Genomic DNA, 16,854 nt, shown 5'->3' on the forward strand with positions numbered 1-16,854 from the left:
CGGACGCCTGCCGGCCGTTACGCCATCGCCTGCCTGCCCGGTCGTTGATGCCAACGATCCGGCAGGCGTCCGGATGAGAAGTTCCTTGATCCACGAGCAGAAGGTATGTCTCCCGCTCTCGACTCAACTTCTTCGGCCCCTGTGGCCGCCGATCCGCCCGAACCTCGAAGTCCATCGCAACCCCTGAGCTGGGGTATTGCGACGACCACTAGAACTCAAGCCATGTGCGGGCCCTTCGTGTGGGAACGTCGGGCTACCCCAGCAGCCCGCCCACCAAGTGGTCGGAGCCTCCCGAGCTGCTGCCGCCGCTTCCTCCTGTGCCGCCGGTCGGGCCTGCTGTGCCCGTGCCGCCCGACGAGGAGGGGCCCGCGCTGGTGCTGGGGGCGTGCCCGGACGGGGACGAGTGGCGGGGCCGGGCCTGGCCCACGCTGCCCTGGGTCTGGCTCGGCCGGCCGCCCGTGCCCGAGCCGGTCGCGCCCGCCGTGGCCGGCGTCCTGGCCGTACTCGACGGCGACGACGTCGTGCCCTGGGTCGTCGGCGGCTGGGAGGCCGAGGGGCTCGCCTTGTGCTGCCGCGCGCCCGGCGTCTGGGGCAGCGGTGAACCCGGCAGTTCGTTGCGCGGCGCCTCTCCGGGCCCGGGCACGACCACGCGGTCCGCGTCCCGTACCGCCCCGCCGAGCAGCGAGCCGACCAGCAGCGTCACCCCTGTCACCAGCCCCGTCACCACGGCGCCCCGGCGCAGCACGTACTGCCGCAGCTCCCAGATGTCCGCCCGCGGCCCGAGCCGGCGCCACGCGCTCCCCGCCAGGCGGCCGTCCACGGAGTACACCGGCGCCCCCGCGATGACCAGCGGCGACCAGGCGGCGAGGTAGATGATGTCAGGCGCGTCGTACCCGGGGGTGGTCCGCCAGCTCACCGTCACGATCAGTGCCGCCGACAGCAGCGCCCCGGCCGCGGCCGCGACCCGCTGCCACAGCCCGAGGACGGTCAGCACACCCATGATCACCTGGAGGAAGGCGATGACCAGGCCGGTGCCGACGGGGTGGTGGAGCGCGAACTGCCGCAGTGGCTCGGCGACTTGCCAGGGGTGCAGAGTGTTCAGCCAGGTGACCATGGACCCCCGTTTGCCGCCGTCGAAGTAGAGGGGGTCGCAGAGCTTGCCCATGCCGGCGTAGGCGGAGATGGAGCCGAGGAAGAGGCGCAACGGCAGCAGCACCACGCCGAGGTTCATCCGGCGCCCGGGGTAGTAGGCGTGCCGTACGTGGTCGCCACCGTGCCGCCTGCTCCGCCGCCCGTTCGCGAGCTCCTCGGTGCGCGCCGCGCCCGCGAACTCGCCGTCCCCGTAGGGCGGTTCGTCGTAGGCGTGCCTGTGCCCGTCGTACGCGACGTCGTCGTACGCGCTCTCCACGCTCCGCATCGGCGGCAGCAGCCGTGTCTCCCCGGCCAGCGGCCCGCGCTGGGCACCGACGACCGGCGTCTGAACCGTCTGTGCGGTCAGGTGGTCGTCGTAGCCGCCGGTGCCCGCCAGGCCGTCCAGTCCGACGCGCGGGATGACCTGCGTCGCGCCCGGGTCGCCGCCCGCCTCCTCGCCGTGCGTCAGGCTCGACGTCCGTACGGCCTGGAGCAGCCGGTGTGCGCCGGTGTCGTCAGGCGCCGACTTACCGCTCCAGACGACGGGCCGACGGCGGCCGGCGGCCTCCGCCGTGCCGGCGACGGGCATGCGCGCGACGTCCTGCGCGCCGCCGCCCTGCCGGGCGACCCGCGGGTACTGGGCGCGGCGCGCCGACGCACCCAACTGCACGCGGAAACTCGCATGATTGACGATGACCTGCGCCGGGTCGCTCGGCACCTTCACCATGCTCAGCGCGGGAGCGTCGTCGAACCCGGACGACCGGTCCCCCGTGGGTGTGCGGCGTGTTCTGGTCTCCACACTCATCTAACCGAGTGACGTGTGGTTAGGACACTGCTTTGACTCCGCGGATCTGTCCGGACCCCGTCAAGCTTGCCCTGTACGACCGAATTCGCCCGCACGAGCGAGGACGCCAACGTCTGTCCGCATCCTCCGGCCCGTCGGTGTCACGCGCGTCGGCGGGCCGCCTCGTACAGCACGATCCCCGCCGCCACACCGGCGTTGAGCGACTCGGCGCCGCCCGGCATCGGGATCCGCACCCGGAGGTCACAGGTCTCGCCGACCAGCCGCGACAGCCCCTTGCCCTCGCTGCCGACGACGACCACCACCGGCCCTTCCAGCGCGTCCAGCTCACCGAGTTCGACGTCCCCGTCGGCGGCGAGCCCGACGACCGTGATCCCCGCCTTCTTGTACGCCTCCAGGGCACGCGTCAGGTTGGTGGCGCGCGCGACCGGCGTACGGGCGGCCGTACCGGCGGACGTCTTCCACGCACCGGCGGTCATCCCGGCCGCGCGCCGCTCGGGCACGACCACCCCGTGCCCGCCGAATGCGGAGACGGAACGGACCACGGCGCCCAGGTTCCGCGGGTCGGTGACCCCGTCGAGCGCGACGATCAGCGGGTCCTCGCCCTCGTCATAGGCGGCGTCGGTGAGGTCCTCCGGGTGCGCGTACTCGTACGGCGGGACCTGGAGGACGAGGCCCTGGTGGTTGAGCCCGTTCGTCATCCGGTCCAGCTCGGGACGCGGCGCCTCCATGAGGTTGATGCCGCCGCGCTCGGCCGCGAGCTGAAGCGCCTCGCGCACGCGCTCGTCGTTGTCGATGAACTGCTGGACGTAGAGCGTGGACGCGGGCACGCCCCCGCGCAGCGCCTCGACGACCGGGTTGCGCCCGACGACCAGCTCGGAGGACGACTTCCCGCCCGTACGACGCTGGGGGCGGACCTGCGCGCGACGCGCCTTCGCCTGTGCGGCGCGCTGCTTGGCGTGTCCCTTGCGCATCTCGGCGGGCGGAGTCGGGCCCTTGCCCTCCAGGCCCCGGCGTCGCTTGCCGCCGCTGCCGACCTGCGCGCCCTTCTTGCCGGACATGCGGCGGTTGTTCGCGGCCATGACCTACCTGTCTGTTGAAGCGTTCGTATCTGTTGAAGCGTTCGTACGTACGTCCAGTACGTCTCTTACGTCTATGCAGTGTGCCGCCCGGAGGGCCGGGCGGCACAATCGATCATCGGATCGGCGGTGGGATCAGCGCGGGCCGAGCGTCCAGCGCGGGCCCTGCGGGCTGTCCTCGATGACGAGCCCGGACTGGTTGAGCTGGTCGCGGATGGCGTCCGCGGTGGCCCAGTCCTTGCGGGCGCGGGCCGCCTCGCGCTGCTGGAGCACCAGGCCCACGAGGCTGTCGACCACGCCGTGCAAGTTTTTGTTGAACGCAGTCTCGCCGCGGTCACCCTCGCCGGCCCACTCGGCGTCGAGCGGGTCGAGGCCGAGGACGCCGAGCATGGCGCGCACCTCGGCGAGCCGGGCCACGGCGGCCTCCTTGTCGTCGGCCGCGAGCGCGCTGTTGCCCTGGCGGACGGTGGTGTGCACGACGGCGAGCGCCTGCGGCACGCCCAGATCGTCGTCCATGGCCTCGGCGAAGGCGGGCGGCACCTCGGCGGCGGGCTCGACGACACCTCCGGCCTTCTCGACGACGCGCTGCACGAAACCCTCGATGCGCGCGAACGCCGACTCGGCCTCGCGCAGGGACTCCTCGCTGTACTCGATCATCGAGCGGTAGTGCGGCGTGCCCAGGTAGTAGCGGAGCACGATGGGCCGCCACTGCTTGACCATCTCGGAGACGAGCACCGAGTTCCCGAGGGACTTCGACATCTTCTCGCCGCTCATGGTGACCCAGGCGTTGTGCACCCAGTACCGGGCGAACTCGTCGCCGAAGGCCTTGGCCTGGGCGATCTCGTTCTCGTGGTGCGGGAAGATGAGGTCGAGGCCGCCGCCGTGGATGTCGAAGGCGGAGCCCAGGTACTTGTGCGCCATGGCGGAGCACTCCAGGTGCCACCCCGGGCGGCCCCGCCCCCACGGCGTCTCCCAGGTCGGCTCGCCGGGCTTCGCGGCCTTCCACATGGCGAAGTCGCGCGGGTCCCGCTTGCCGGTCTCCCCGACGCCGGAGGGCTGCTGGAGGTTCTCCAGCTCCTGGTTGGAGAGCTGGAGGTACTCCGGGAAGGACCGCACGTCGAAGTAGACGTTGCCGTCCGCCTCGTAGGCGTGCCCGCGCTCGATGAGCCCGCGCATCATCTCGACCATCTCGGTGATGTGGCCGGTGGCGCGCGGCTCGTACGTCGGCGGGAGGCAGCCGAGCGCGGTGTACCCCTCGTTGAAGGCACGCTCGTTCGCGTATCCGATGGCCCACCAGGGGCGGCCCTGGTCCGCGGACTTCGCGATGATCTTGTCGTCGATGTCGGTGACGTTCCGGACGAAGGTCACCTGGTACCCGCGGTACTCGAACCACCGGCGCATGATGTCGAAGTTGAGGCCCGAGCGGATGTGACCGATGTGCGGTGCGGCCTGCACGGTGGCGCCACACAGGTAGATCGAGACACAACCCGGCTTGAGCGGGGTGAAGTCACGGATCTGCCGGGCGCTGGTGTCGTACAGGCGAATAGTCACGAGTCCAGAGTAGTGGGCCGGGGCCGGTCTCCGGCGCCCAGCCCACCAAGACCGTCACCCGATCATGCGGCGGATGCGGCAGGTATCCCCGCCTCAGAGCCGCCCCACCACCTTCTGCGGCACCACCCGCACCACCACCCGGTCCGCGTCCTGCGCCGACGCGGGGTTGAACTCGGCGTATTTCTTCCCCGTGTACTTCAGCGACAGTTCGTCGATCAGTTCGCGGGCGCCCTCGGTGCTCAGCTCCGCGGTGCCGCGGATCTCCGCGTACTCGTACGGCGCGTCGGGGTTCAGAACCACCACGCTCACCCGGGGGTCGCGGTCCAGGTTCAGCTTCTTGCGGCGGTCGACCGTCGTGGAGAAGAGGAGGTCGTCACCGTCCCGCTTGACCCACACGGGGGACAGTTGGGGGCTGCCGTCGGGCTGGATCGTGCCGACGACGATGAAGACGGGGCCGTCGAGCAGCCTCTTGAGGCGGTCGGACAGTACGGCGGTCGGCATGGGTGCCTCCAGGACCTGGGTCATGTGTCGCTGGTCACTCTGCCGGTACCCTCGCACGCTCTCAGCACGCCCGCACCACGAGCGCCGCCATCACATTGACCCACGAGCGCTGCCATCAGCAAACCCGCACCACCAGCGCCACCGTCAGCAAACCCCCACCACCAGCGCCGTCATCAGCGTACTCGCACCACCAGCGCCGTCGCCACGGCCATCAGGCCCTCGTTCCGGCCGGGGAAGCCGAGGCCGTCCGTCGTGGCGCCGGAGACCGAGACCGGTGCGCCCGCCGCCTCCGAGAGGATCTTCTGTGCCTCGTCGCGGCGTTTGCCGATCTTCGGGCGCGGCCCCACGACCTGCACCGCGATGTTCCCGATGCGGAACCCCGCCTCGCGCACGGTCCGTGCCGCCTCCGCGAGCAGCGTCACCCCGGACGCCCCGGACCACTCGGGCCGCCCGGTGCCGAAGTGCTGCCCCAGGTCACCGAGGCCGGCGGCGGAGAAGAGCGCGTTGCACGCGGCGTGTGCGACCACGTCCGCATCCGAGTGGCCCGCGAGGCCCGGCCCCTCACCCTCCCACTTCAGGCCCGCGCACCACAGCTCCCGCCCCTCCTCGAAGGCGTGGATGTCGGTGCCGATGCCCACCTGGGGCAGCAGCGGCCCACTCGGCGGCAGCCGGACACCGGACGCTTCAGAACCCATCGGTGAGCCTCCTGCGGGTCAGGACCGCCTCCGCGAGCACCAGGTCCAGCGGTCGCGTGACCTTGAAAGCCTCCTCGTGGCCGGGGACCACGACGACCGGCAGCCCGAGCTGCTCCACCATGCTCGCGTCGTCCGTGACGTTGTCCGTGACCGTCTCGTGGGCCTGGATCAGCGTCGCGCGGTCGAAGCCCTGCGGGGTCTGCACCGCGCGCAGCCGGGCGCGGTCGGGGGTGGCGACGACCGGTTCGGGCTCGCCGGGCGCGGTGGCCGGCTGGACCTCCTTCACCGTGTCGGCGAGCGGCAGCGCCGGGACGACGGCCGGCGCGCCCTCCCGTACCGCCTCGATCACCGCGTCCACCGTGTCCACCGGCACCAGGGGGCGGGCCGCGTCGTGGACCAGGACGATCCCGTACTCGGGGGGCAGGGCGTCGAGGCCGAGCCGTACGGACTCCTGGCGCGTCTCGCCGCCGGGGACGACCAGGAAGTCCGTCCTCTCCGGCAGCGCGTGCGCGTCGAGCAGGGACTTGACCTCGGCGGTCCCGTCGGGCGGGGCCACGACGATGACGAGGGATACCGCGCGGGACGCCGCCATCGCGCGCACGGCGTGGATGAGCATGGGAACGCCACCGAGCGCGCGGAGCGCCTTGGGGGCACCCGGGCCGAGGCGTACACCCCGGCCGGCGGCCGGAATCACCGCGGCGGTACGGAGGGCGGGCGGCTCGGTGGTCGAAGGGCGCGATTCGTCAGACATCGGTTCCTGTCAGGTTTGTGTGCTCGGCCGGGATGGGTATGGCCACACCGTGCCGGGCGCGACGCCTTGACCGGACCCTTCCGTGACTTCTGGTCGAGCCGACTGCCCGGGCCCGGCACGCCAAGTATCGGGGGTTTCCCCGTCGGCACAGGGATCCGGGCAGGGCTTTTCGCGTTCCGGCTGTTGCACCTGAGGTTCGGGCCGCGGCGTCATGGGTACGTCGGGCGGTGACGGGTACGAACATGCCGCAGCGCCCGGCGACACCTACTGTGTCATCGGGCACCGCGGCATCGCGTGTGTGCTGTGCGCCGGTCGGTCCGCCGCGCTCCTGGCCGGGGAGCGAGCGGGCCGGGACGGGCGTCAGGACGCGAGGACCTCGTCGAGGAGGGCCTCGGCCTTGTCCTCGTTCGTGTTCTCCGCGAGGGCGAGCTCGCTCACCAGGATCTGCCGGGCCTTGGCGAGCATCCGCTTCTCACCGGCGGAGAGTCCGCGCTCGCGCTCACGGCGCCACAGGTCACGCACGACTTCCGCGACCTTGATGACGTCGCCGGAGGCGAGCTTCTCCAGGTTTGCCTTGTAACGACGAGACCAGTTCGTGGGCTCCTCGGCGTACGGCGCGCGCAGCACCTCGAAGACCCGGTCCAGCCCGTCCTGACCGACCACATCACGCACGCCGACGAACTCCGCATTGTCCGCTGGCACACGCACCGTCAGGTCGCCCTGGGCGACCTTCAGCACCAAGTAGGTCTTGTCCACGCCTTTGATCTGGCGAGTTTCGATGGCCTCGATCAGCGCGGCCCCGTGATGGGGATAGACCACGGTGTCGCCAACCTTGAACGTCATGTGACAGGTACCCCTTCCGTGGCTATCCAGGGTAACACGGAAACCGCGTCTTCTGAATGGCGTTTTCGCAGGTCAGGGCATATCTCGGGGCTTGACAAGCGCGACCGGAACGTGCTTCGAGGGGTGAGCGGAAGAGGGTATTCGCAGGTCGGAGCGGCTGTGCGGGCAGGTCGAAACCCGGGCGTTACACGCGTCGCAGGACTCCGAGCGTGCCCGGAACATCCGCTTTTGTCCACCCCCAAGTGATCGACTTCCGCTACTCCGTTCGGTGCGCGGAGGCGGGTACGAGTCGAATCCGGAATTGATCAAGGGCTCCGGCGAGGCGCGGTTGTCGTGCCGGTGATCGATTTTCGGCACTCGCCTCGCAACCCGCCTCGCATTCCTTACCGGAAATCCCCGGGGCGGGTGAGGAGACGCTTATGTGAATGGTGAGTCAGGAGTGGTCAAAGTGGTAGACGGGACTGTTGTGTACCGGGTGAACGTTGCGCCGTCGCCCTGACAGCGGTGGGGCGCGCTGCGGCCGGGGCCGGATCCGTGAGGCGAAGTGCCGGGCTTGGGGAGGGTCGGGTGCGGTGGCCCGGGAGCGGCTCGGTAACCTAAGGCCGCTGACAGATACTTAGGGCGGCTTTATCAGGGGGTCGCCCTGCTTCGCCCACGTACAAGGAGTTGCCGCCGCCGTGAGCAGCAGCCTTCGACGCGGCGCCCTCGCCGCCGCCGCCATCGCGTTCTCGATCGCCTCGCTCGCCGCCTGCGGCGCCGGCAACGACAGCCAGACGCTCGAGGTCAAGCCGGACAACGCGGCGACCAGCGTCGGAAACATCAAGATCCAGAACGCGCTCGTCATCACCCAGCCCGACCCGAAGTCCACCGGGCCCGCCGTCATCTCCGCGACGGTCTTCAACGCCGGCCGCACGGACCAGACGCTGGACTCCATCACGGTCGACGGCACCGGCAAGACCGCAGAGCTCAGCCCCGCCTCGGGCAAGGGCAAGCTCACGATCCCGGCCGGCGGCTCGGTCGTGATCGGTGGCAAGGGCAACGCCTCCGCGGTGCTGCCGAGCAGCCGGGAGGCCGTGCAGGACGGCAACGCGCAGAAGATCACGTTCAGCTTCAGCGAGGCCGGGGACGTGAGCCTGCGGGCGTTCGTGGTCCCGGCCGAGAGCTACTTCACCAAGTGGGGACCGAGCAACATCCCGTCGCCGTCGGCCACCGCCTCCGCGTCCCCGGCCACGTCGACGCCGGGCTCCCCCAAGCCGTCGACCTCGGTGCAGGGTTCCCCGGCCGCGGGCGCCGAGGGATCCCCGTCGGCGACCGCGTCGAAGTCCGCGAGCCACTGAGGGACTCCCGGGCACGGACACGAGGGCGGTACCCCGCTGGGGGTGCCGCCCTTCGTCGTACGGGTCCGCGCGGCAGGCGGGCACCACGGCCGTCGGCAGTGCGGCACGCACCCCCCACACGCACGAAGGGCGGCACTCCGCCAGGAGTCCCGCCCTTCGTCGTGCGATGCGTGCGCCGACGCCCCGCCGCCGTCTTTATGGCTTACAGCTCACGGCTTACCGCTTACGGCTCACGATCACCGCTCACTTCACGGCTTACGGCTTACGGCTTACGGCTCGAACTTGTAGCCGAGGCCGCGGACCGTCACCAGGTAGCGCGGGGCGCCCGGGTCCGGCTCGATCTTGGCGCGCAGGCGCTTGACGTGGACGTCGAGGGTCTTGGTGTCGCCCACGTAGTCCGCGCCCCAGACCCGGTCGATGAGCTGCATACGGGTCAGCACGCGGCCCGCGTTGCGCAGCAGCATCTCCAGCAGGTCGAACTCCTTCAGCGGCAGGTCGACCTTCGACCCGGAGACCGTGACCACGTGGCGGTCGACGTCCATCCGCACCGGACCGGCCTCCAGCGCGGCCGGCGTCACCTCCTCCGGCTCGCCGCGGCGGCGCAGCACGGCCCGGATCCGGGCCACCAGCTCCCGCGAGGAGAACGGCTTGGTGACGTAGTCGTCGGCTCCTATCTCCAGCCCCACGACCTTGTCGATCTCGCTGTCCTTGGCGGTCACCATGATGACGGGGACGTTGGAGCGGCCGCGCAGCTGGCGGCACACCTCCGTGCCGGGCAGACCCGGCAGCATCAGGTCGAGGAGGACGAGGTCGGCGCCGTTGCGCTCGAACTCGTCGAGTCCGTCGGGCCCGGTGGTCGCGACGGCGACCTCGAAGCCCTCCTTGCGGAGCATGTACGACAGGGCGTCGGAGAAGGACTCCTCGTCCTCGACGACGAGCACTCGGGTCACGGAAGGACCTCCGGGGCGGGAAGCGGTTCGTACGGGGATGAGACGGTGGGGGTCGTCGCGTCGGGCCGGCCGTCCTCGTCATCGAGGTCGGACGGATGGTCGGTCGCATGGTCGCGGGCCGCGCCCGCCTCCGGCAGCCGCAGGGTGAAGGTGGAGCCCTGACCCTCGGAGCTCCACACCGTGACCTCCCCGCCGTGCGAGGCGGCCACGTGCTTGACGATCGCGAGACCGAGGCCCGTGCCGCCCGTGGCACGGGAGCGGGCCGGGTCGACGCGGTAGAAGCGCTCGAAGACGCGCTCCTTGTCCTTGTCGGAGATGCCGATGCCCTGGTCGGTGACGGCGATCTCGACGAGGTCGCCGCCGTGCGCGGACACCCGGCGGGCGGCGATGCCGACGCGGGTGCGGGCGGGCGAGTAGTTGACGGCGTTCTCCACGAGGTTGCCGAGGGCGGCGGCGAGCTGACCGCGGTTGCCCCACACGTGCAGCTCCGCGGTGCCTCCCACCCGTCGCCCACCATCACCCTGATCGGGCCCTTCGGGCACCCATACATTCGAGGCCATGATGATCTGCTTGGTGGTGGCAGCGTGCCGGCAGCGGTCGATGGCCTCGGCGACCAGTTCGTCGACGCGTACGGGCTCGGCGTCCTCCAGCGGGTCGTCGTTCTGCACCCGGGAAAGGTCGATGAGCTCCTGCACGAGGTTGGTCAGGCGGGTGGCCTCGACCTGCATCCGGCCCGCGAAGCGCTGCACGGCCTCGGGATCGTCGGAGGCGTCCATCACGGCCTCGGAGAGCAGCGACAGGGCGCCCACCGGCGTCTTCAGCTCATGGCTGACGTTCGCCACGAAGTCGCGGCGCACCGCCTCTATCCGGCGGGCCTCGGTGAGGTCCTCGACGAGCAGCAGGACCAGCCGGGAGCCGAGCGGCGCCACGCGCGCGGAGACGGCGAGCGCCTCCCCGCGTCCGGTGCCGCGTCGCGGCAGGTCCAGCTCGACCTGGCGTATCTCGCCGTCGCGCCGGGTGTCACGTGCCATGTGGAGCATCGGCTCGACGGCGAGCCTGCCGCCGCGCACCAGCCCGAGCGCATAGGCTGCGGAGCTGGCCTTGACGACGGCGTCGGCCTCGTCGAGGACGACGGCCGAGGAGCGCAGGACGGACAGCACCGTGTCCACGCCCGGCGGCAGCACGGGGTCGGTGTGCAGGGAAGTACGGGTCGGGCGCTTCTGGTCGCGCTCGCTCCAGCGGAACGCCAGCATGGCGATGACACCGGTGAGCACTCCGGCGATCGCTGCCGCTGCGGCGACCGCCGCGTTCACGTCCATGCGTCCAGATTAGGCAGGTCCTCGCACCTGCCCACAGCCATCGGAGTGCGACCTCGAACACTCGTCGCCCAGAGTTCACCTGGGAGCCAGTATTGGTTCATTCGGGATGGCGGAAACAGTCGCGTACGGGCCGGAGCGTGGGAGCGTGGGGTGCGTAGGGCGCCGTGTCCGCCGTGTTTTCGTCATGGTGACGACGGCCCCCGGCCCCCGGCCCCCGGCCCCCGAAGCAGACGTAAGAGAGGGACACCCAGATGCGGGACGCGTACCACGAGGAACTTGACTCGATCGGTGACAGCCTGGTCGAGATGGCCCGGCTGGTCGGGTCGGCGATCGGGCGTGCCACGACGGCCATCCTCGACGCCGACCTGAAGCTGGCGGAGGCCGTGATCGAGGCCGACCAGAAGGTCGACGACCTCCAGCACGGCCTGGAGGCGCGCGCGATAGCCCTCCTGGCCCGCCAGCAGCCGGTGGCGACGGACCTGCGCATCGTGGTGACGTCGCTCAGGATGAGCGCGGACCTCGAGCGCTCGGGCGACCTCGCCCAGCACGTCGCGAAGCTGGCCCGGCTGCGCTTCCCCGAGCGCGCCGTGCCGCACGACCTGCACGCCACCATCCTGGAGATGGGCCAGCTCGCCCAGCGCCTGATGGCGAAGGCGGCCGAGGTGATCGTCACCAAGGACGTCGACCTGGCGCTGCAGCTCGAGCAGGACGACGACGAGATGGACCTGCTGCACCGCACCCTCTTCCAGCATCTGATCGACGAGCGCTGGAGGCACGGCATCGAGACCGCCGTGGACGTGACCCTGCTGGGCCGCTACTACGAGCGCTACGCCGACCACGCGGTCGCGGTGGCCAAGCGGGTGGTGTACCTGGTGACCGGCGAGCACGCGGACGACATCCAGCCGGGTGTCCAGCCGGTGACGGGCGTCGAGGGCGCGTGACGGGGAGCCCGCAAGGGGCCTGAAGAAGGCCGGCCGGGCGTGTACGAGCCCCCGTGCGCCGTTGATGCGCCCGGCCCAGCGGGCATGCAATGGGCGGAGGCACCAGTCTCGACATCCTTCGAGGAGCGACCCATGGCCGAGACCCCGAGCACGTCCGACCCCACGCAGGAGCGCGAGACCCAGCAGCCCGCCGAGATCACAAGCCTGCCGCTGGTCGGCGCCTGCGGCTGCGGCTCCGGCTGCGGATGCGGATGCCAGTCGGGCGCGCCCTGCCAGTGCGGCTGACGGCGCATCGCGCACGACAGCACGACAGCACGACAGCTCGACAGCACGACAGCTCGACAGCTCGACAACGGAACACGGACCTACGACGACGAGGGGCCCCGGCGCACTGCCGGGGCCCCTCGTATGCGTGGGGAAGCCCACGAGCGCAGCATGAAAGAGAAGGAAGGAAAGGAAGGAACGGGGTCGCACCAGGAACGAGGTACCAGGCCATGGCCCAGTTCATGGACATCCACCACGGTATGAAGGGCATCACGGCCGATCAGCTGAGCGAGGCCCACCAGGCCGACCTCGCCATCGAGGAGGAAGAGGGCGTGCACTTCCAGCACGCATGGGCGGACCCGGAGTCGGGAACGGTCTACTGCCTGTCCGAGGCTCCTTCGGCCGAGGCGGTCCAGCGCATCCACGAACGCGCAGGCCACAAGGCGGACGAGATCCACCCGATCCCCCTGTCGGCCTGACGCCGTCGACCCCTGTCGACCTGGCACCGCCGCCAGACGGGCGCCGGCTCAGCAGGCCCCACGCCTCGAACGGTTGACCGACACATGGCAATGATTGAGTAAAACCGCCTCCACGGGAAATGGTGCGCACTCGCGCGGCGTTCGACTCCTCGGAGGGTGTTCCGCGCCGTCCGCACAGGCATGCCCGCAGCAAGGAGGAACGCCACGTGAGCCAGTACGTCACCAGGCTCGGGCGTCGCTCCCCGGCGACCACCTCGCGGCTGCGGCTGCCGCACCGTAGGCCCCGCCGTGTGGCCATGCTCTCCGTGCACACCTCACCGCTGCACCAGCCCGGCACGGGTGACGCCGGCGGCATGAACGTCTACATCGTGGAGCTGGCCCAGCGGCTCGCCGACCTGGGCATCGAGGTCGAGGTCTTCACCCGGGCCACCACGGCCGCTCTGCCGCCGGCCGTCCAGCTGGCCCCGGGCGTGCTCGTCCGGCACGTCGACGCCGGACCGTACGAGGGGCTGGCCAAGGAGGACCTCCCGGCCCAGCTGTGCGCCTTCACGCACGGTGTGATGCAGGCGTGGGCCGGTCACCGCCCCGGCTACTACGACCTCGTGCACTCCCACTACTGGCTCTCCGGCCACGTCGGCTGGCTGGCCGCCCAGCGCTGGGGCGTCCCCCTGGTGCACGCCATGCACACCATGGCCAAGGTCAAGAACGCCAACCTCGCCGAGGGCGACACCCCCGAGCCCGCCGCCCGGGTCATCGGCGAGATGCAGATCGTGGCCGCCGCCGACCGGCTCATCGCCAACACCTCCGAAGAGGCCGACGAACTCGTACGCCACTACGCCGCCGACCCAGGCAAGGTGGCCGTCGTCCACCCCGGGGTGAACCTGGAGCGCTTCCGGCCCGCCGACGGCCGGGCCGCCGCCCGGGCCCGCCTCGGCCTGCCGCAGGACGCGCTGATCCCGCTCTTCGCCGGGCGCATACAGCCCCTCAAGGCGCCCGACGTGCTGCTGCGCGCCGTCGCCGTCCTCCTCGACGAGCGCCCCGAGCTGCGCTCCCGCATCGTCGTACCCGTCGTGGGCGGCCCCAGCGGCAGCGGACTCGCCAAGCCGGAGGGGCTGCAGAAGCTCGCCGCCCGGCTGGGCATATGCGACGTCGTCCGCTTCCGGCCGCCGGTGCGGCAGGACGAGCTCGCCGACTGGTTCCGCGCCGCGTCCGTCCTGGTGATGCCGTCGTACAGCGAGTCCTTCGGGCTCGTCGCGATCGAGGCACAGGCCGTCGGCACGCCGGTCCTGGCGGCCGCGGTCGGGGGACTGCCCGTCGCCGTGCGGGACGAGCACACCGGGTTCCTGGTCGAGGGCCACGATCCCGCCGCGTACGCGCGCGTGCTGCGCGATTTCGCCGACGACCCGCAGCTGTGCGCCCGCATGGGCGAGGCCGCGGCCCGGCACGCCCGGTCGTTCGGCTGGGACGCGGCGGCCTCCGCGACCGCCGGGGTGTACACGGAAGCCATGCAGGCCCACCGGCGCCGGGCGCGCACCCACCACGGCTAGGGCCTCTCTTTCGGATCAGCCCGGTGTCGCGGGGCCTGGCACGCACTCCCCCACTGCCTTGACGGCGTGGGGCACCCCCAGCGGCGTTGTCGTCGGTCCCCGACTCCCCCACGCTCGAACACGCTCGCGCGGGGGGACCCCCATCGCGTCGCCCGCCGCGGTAGCGGCTGATGTCACAGCCTCCTCCGCCTTGCATCTGCACGCACCAGGCCCCGCTCGACTGGCCTGCAAAGGACCGTTCCGTACAGCCTGATCCAAAAGACAGGCCCACACCTCGCGTACGCTGCCTGGCATGTCCGATGAGCAGCGGGCCGCACAGGTCATCGAAGGGGTCCTGAAGGACGCCGAACTGGAGTGGGAGAGCCCGCAGTCGGGCTCGTACGTCGTGAAGCTCCCCGGGACGCGCAAGCTGTCGACGACCGTCTCACTGATCGTCGGCCGGCACTCGCTGTCCCTCAACGCCTTCGTGATCCGCCACCCCGACGAGAACGAGCCCGCGGTGCACCGCTGGCTGCTGGAGCGCAACCTCAAGCTCTACGGGGTGAGTTACGCCGTCGACCCGCTCGGCGACATCTACCTCACCGGCCGGTTGCCGCTGGCCGCGGTCACCCCGGACGAGGTGGACCGGCTGCTCGGCTCGGTCCTGGAGGCGGCGGACGGCAGTTTCAACACCCTTCTGGAGCTGGGCTTCGCGTCCGCGATCCGCAAGGAGTACGCCTGGCGGGTGTCCCGCGGCGAGTCCACCCGCAATCTGGACGCGTTCAGTCACCTGACCCAGCGCCCCGAGAACTGACCCTCCCGGCCCTGTAATTCATCGCCGCCCGACCCCTTCCGCACCGTGCGGCCCCGTGGCATGCTCACGGCCAGCACGTTTCTGAACATCGTTCATATCCATGGACTCTCTCTCCCGGGCTCGCCTCGGGAATCCCTGGAAGGCGGTTCGGGCATGGGCAAGGGGCACGCGGACATCAGCAGACGGAGCCTGCTCGGAGGAGCCATCGCCGTGGCGGCCGCCGCCGCCACCGGAACGACGGCGGCGGCCGCCACACCGTCCAGGGGCCAGGTGCCCGTCCTGTGGCACGAGTTGGTCCGCACGCCCTTCACCCATCCGCAGATCCCGTACGTGGGCCGGGCCGGTTACCGGCGCGGGACGGCGCGCTTCCCCCGCCGCCCCGTGGTGGCCGACGTGACCGCCTACGGAGCCGTGGCGGACGGCACGACCGACTGCGCCCCCGCGATCAACCGTGCCATCGCCGCCGCCGGAAGGGCCGGCGGCGGCACGGTCACCGTCCCGCCCGGCACCTTCCGCATCGACGGCCTGATCCACATCGGGTACGACAACGTCGTGCTGCGGGGCGCGGGCAGCGACCGTACGACGCTGTACGCGACGAAGAACCTGACCGAGCTGATCGGCGTCTACGGCTCCCGCTACGGCGGCACCAAGTCGTCCTGGTCCTGGGCGGGCGGTCTCATCTGGCTGGCACCCAAGGCCCGTTGGGACTCCCTGGTCGCGGCCATCCGGGCGCAGGCATGGCCGTTCGAGGGCTGGACCGGCAACAAGCGCGACGAGTGGGAGACGCTGACCACGGTGTCCCCGGCCAGGCAGGGCTCCTGGACGGTGACGGTCGCCGACGCCCGCCGGCTGAGGCCGGGCCGACTCGTCCTGCTCCGCCTCGCGGACGACGCCGACCACACCCTCCTGGAGCACATGTCGGGCGGCGGGCCCGGCCCGCAGGCGTACTCCTGGGACGACAAGACGAAGCTGACGTCCTACGTCCCCTATGAGTGGCCCGTGCGCATCGCGCGCGTGGCGGGCCGGAAGGTCACGTTCGAGCGACCTCTTCCGCTGGACGTGCGCCCGGAGTGGGATCCGCGCCTGACCACGCATGTGCGGGAGCTGACCGGTGCGGGCGTCGAGGGCCTCACCCTCCAGGCGATCGAGACCCCGCAGTCCCAGCACCTGCTGGACAAGGGCTACAACGGGGTCGCGTTCCAGTGCGCGTACGACTGCTGGGCGGACGACGTCGTCGTGCGGCACGTGGACAACGGCTTCGGCCTGGTCGCCGCCTCGTCCTGCACGCTGCGCCGCACGCGCGTGGCGGGCCGTGGCTCGCACCACCCCTACTTCTGCCGCGAAGGCTCGCACGACAACCTGATCGAGGACTTCACGATCGAGCAGCGGACCGTCCCGGCCCCGCCGAACACCCAGCTCCACGGCATCAACGTGGAGGGCCTCTCCTCGTACAACGTCTGGTCGCGCGGCGAGATGCAGATGGGCACGTTCGACTCGCACCGGGGGCTGCCGTTCGCGAACGTCCGTACGGACATCACCGTGAACAACAACGGCCGTCACGGCGGCGACGCCATCGCCGGGCCCCTCTTCGGCGCCCGCTTCACCCACTGGAACATCCGCGTGACGAACGGCCGCGCGGGCCTGATGAAGATCGACGGCCTGGCGCCGTACTCCGCCACCGTCGGCATCAACGAGGTCACGGAGTTCGACCAGATCGACGTGCCCGACTTCACGGGCGACCTGCACTCCCGTCTGGAGTTGTACGGCACGACGGACGCGGTACGGCCGCGGAACCTGTACGAGGCGCAGCGGGAGCTGTGACCGGGGCGGGGCCCAGCGGGTGCTGCGCCCGGGGCGAGACCGGCGGGGCC

16 protein-coding genes and 1 pseudogene are annotated in these 16,854 nt (G+C 71.1%); 7 read left to right on the plus strand and 10 right to left on the minus strand.

What is annotated here, in order from left to right:
- Positions 1–10: 10 nt before the first annotated feature.
- From AB0N14_RS20910 to AB0N14_RS20945, 8 genes and pseudogenes are all read right to left on the minus strand, one after another.
- Positions 11–175 (minus strand): annotated as a pseudogene (locus AB0N14_RS20910) (IS30 family transposase); the annotation flags it as partial.
- 78 nt (positions 176–253) lie between these two features.
- Entirely contained in the window at positions 254–1,936 is a 1,683-nt protein-coding gene (locus tag AB0N14_RS20915; RefSeq protein WP_366027187.1) for a DoxX family protein, read from the minus strand.
- Between the two features lie 140 nt (positions 1,937–2,076).
- A complete protein-coding gene (rlmB, locus tag AB0N14_RS20920; RefSeq protein WP_366027188.1) occupies positions 2,077–3,015 on the minus strand; it encodes a 23S rRNA (guanosine(2251)-2'-O)-methyltransferase RlmB in 939 nt (312 codons plus the stop codon).
- 132 nt (positions 3,016–3,147) lie between these two features.
- A complete protein-coding gene (gene cysS / locus AB0N14_RS20925) occupies positions 3,148–4,563 on the minus strand; it encodes a cysteine--tRNA ligase (protein ID WP_366027189.1) in 1,416 nt (471 codons plus the stop codon).
- Positions 4,564–4,656: 93 nt separating this feature from the next.
- Positions 4,657–5,064: a PPOX class F420-dependent oxidoreductase gene (locus AB0N14_RS20930; protein ID WP_366027190.1), complete on the minus strand. Its 408-nt coding sequence runs from the start codon at positions 5,062–5,064 to the stop codon at positions 4,657–4,659.
- A 173-nt stretch (positions 5,065–5,237) separates the two neighbouring features.
- Positions 5,238–5,759 carry a 2-C-methyl-D-erythritol 2,4-cyclodiphosphate synthase gene (ispF, locus tag AB0N14_RS20935; RefSeq protein WP_366027191.1) on the minus strand — a complete coding sequence of 174 codons (522 nt, stop codon included), beginning with the start codon at positions 5,757–5,759 and terminating at the stop codon, positions 5,238–5,240.
- The gene (gene ispD, locus AB0N14_RS20940; protein ID WP_366027192.1) at positions 5,749–6,510 is read right to left on the minus strand and encodes a 2-C-methyl-D-erythritol 4-phosphate cytidylyltransferase; all 762 of its coding nucleotides are present in this window, start codon (positions 6,508–6,510) and stop codon (positions 5,749–5,751) included. Before ispD ends, ispF begins: the two co-directional genes overlap by 11 nt.
- A gap of 360 nt (positions 6,511–6,870) precedes the next feature.
- The gene (locus AB0N14_RS20945; RefSeq protein ID WP_003953493.1) at positions 6,871–7,353 is read right to left on the minus strand and encodes a CarD family transcriptional regulator; all 483 of its coding nucleotides are present in this window, start codon (positions 7,351–7,353) and stop codon (positions 6,871–6,873) included.
- A 677-nt stretch (positions 7,354–8,030) separates the two neighbouring features.
- Between AB0N14_RS20945 and AB0N14_RS20950 the strand changes: the two genes are divergently transcribed.
- Positions 8,031–8,690: a DUF461 domain-containing protein gene (locus tag AB0N14_RS20950; protein WP_366027193.1), complete on the plus strand. Its 660-nt coding sequence runs from the start codon at positions 8,031–8,033 to the stop codon at positions 8,688–8,690.
- A 269-nt stretch (positions 8,691–8,959) separates the two neighbouring features.
- On the opposite strand, the gene AB0N14_RS20955 is transcribed toward AB0N14_RS20950, so the two are convergent.
- Positions 8,960–9,640, minus strand: a complete 681-nt coding sequence (locus AB0N14_RS20955) for a response regulator transcription factor (protein WP_015659563.1) — start codon at positions 9,638–9,640, stop codon at positions 8,960–8,962.
- On the minus strand, positions 9,637–10,959 hold the full coding sequence (locus tag AB0N14_RS20960; protein WP_366027194.1) for an ATP-binding protein: 1,323 nt from the start codon (positions 10,957–10,959) through the stop codon (positions 9,637–9,639). Before AB0N14_RS20960 ends, AB0N14_RS20955 begins: the two co-directional genes overlap by 4 nt.
- 251 nt (positions 10,960–11,210) lie before the next feature.
- On the opposite strand from AB0N14_RS20960, the gene phoU reads away from it, so the two are divergent.
- The 6 genes from phoU to AB0N14_RS20990 all read left to right on the plus strand — a co-directional run bounded on the left by phoU (position 11,211) and on the right by AB0N14_RS20990 (position 16,804).
- Positions 11,211–11,900, plus strand: a complete 690-nt coding sequence (phoU, locus tag AB0N14_RS20965) for a phosphate signaling complex protein PhoU (RefSeq protein ID WP_366027195.1) — start codon at positions 11,211–11,213, stop codon at positions 11,898–11,900.
- Between the two features lie 132 nt (positions 11,901–12,032).
- Positions 12,033–12,185: a hypothetical protein gene (locus AB0N14_RS20970; RefSeq protein ID WP_366027196.1), complete on the plus strand. Its 153-nt coding sequence runs from the start codon at positions 12,033–12,035 to the stop codon at positions 12,183–12,185.
- Between the two features lie 209 nt (positions 12,186–12,394).
- Positions 12,395–12,643: an SCO4226 family nickel-binding protein gene (locus AB0N14_RS20975; protein ID WP_366027197.1), complete on the plus strand. Its 249-nt coding sequence runs from the start codon at positions 12,395–12,397 to the stop codon at positions 12,641–12,643.
- A gap of 206 nt (positions 12,644–12,849) precedes the next feature.
- Positions 12,850–14,190, plus strand: a complete 1,341-nt coding sequence (gene mshA, locus AB0N14_RS20980) for a D-inositol-3-phosphate glycosyltransferase (RefSeq protein WP_366027198.1) — start codon at positions 12,850–12,852, stop codon at positions 14,188–14,190.
- 292 nt (positions 14,191–14,482) lie between these two features.
- Positions 14,483–14,983 (plus strand): YbjN domain-containing protein, encoded by a 501-nt coding sequence (locus AB0N14_RS20985; protein ID WP_366027199.1) that lies wholly within the window; start codon positions 14,483–14,485, stop codon positions 14,981–14,983.
- A gap of 153 nt (positions 14,984–15,136) precedes the next feature.
- A complete protein-coding gene (locus tag AB0N14_RS20990; RefSeq protein WP_366027200.1) occupies positions 15,137–16,804 on the plus strand; it encodes a glycosyl hydrolase family 28-related protein in 1,668 nt (555 codons plus the stop codon).
- The last annotated feature ends 50 nt before the right edge of the window (positions 16,805–16,854 follow it).

This window comes from Streptomyces sp. NPDC051104 (assembly GCF_040682835.1).
In the GTDB taxonomy this organism is placed as follows: Bacteria; Actinomycetota; Actinomycetes; order Streptomycetales; family Streptomycetaceae; genus Streptomyces; species Streptomyces cynarae.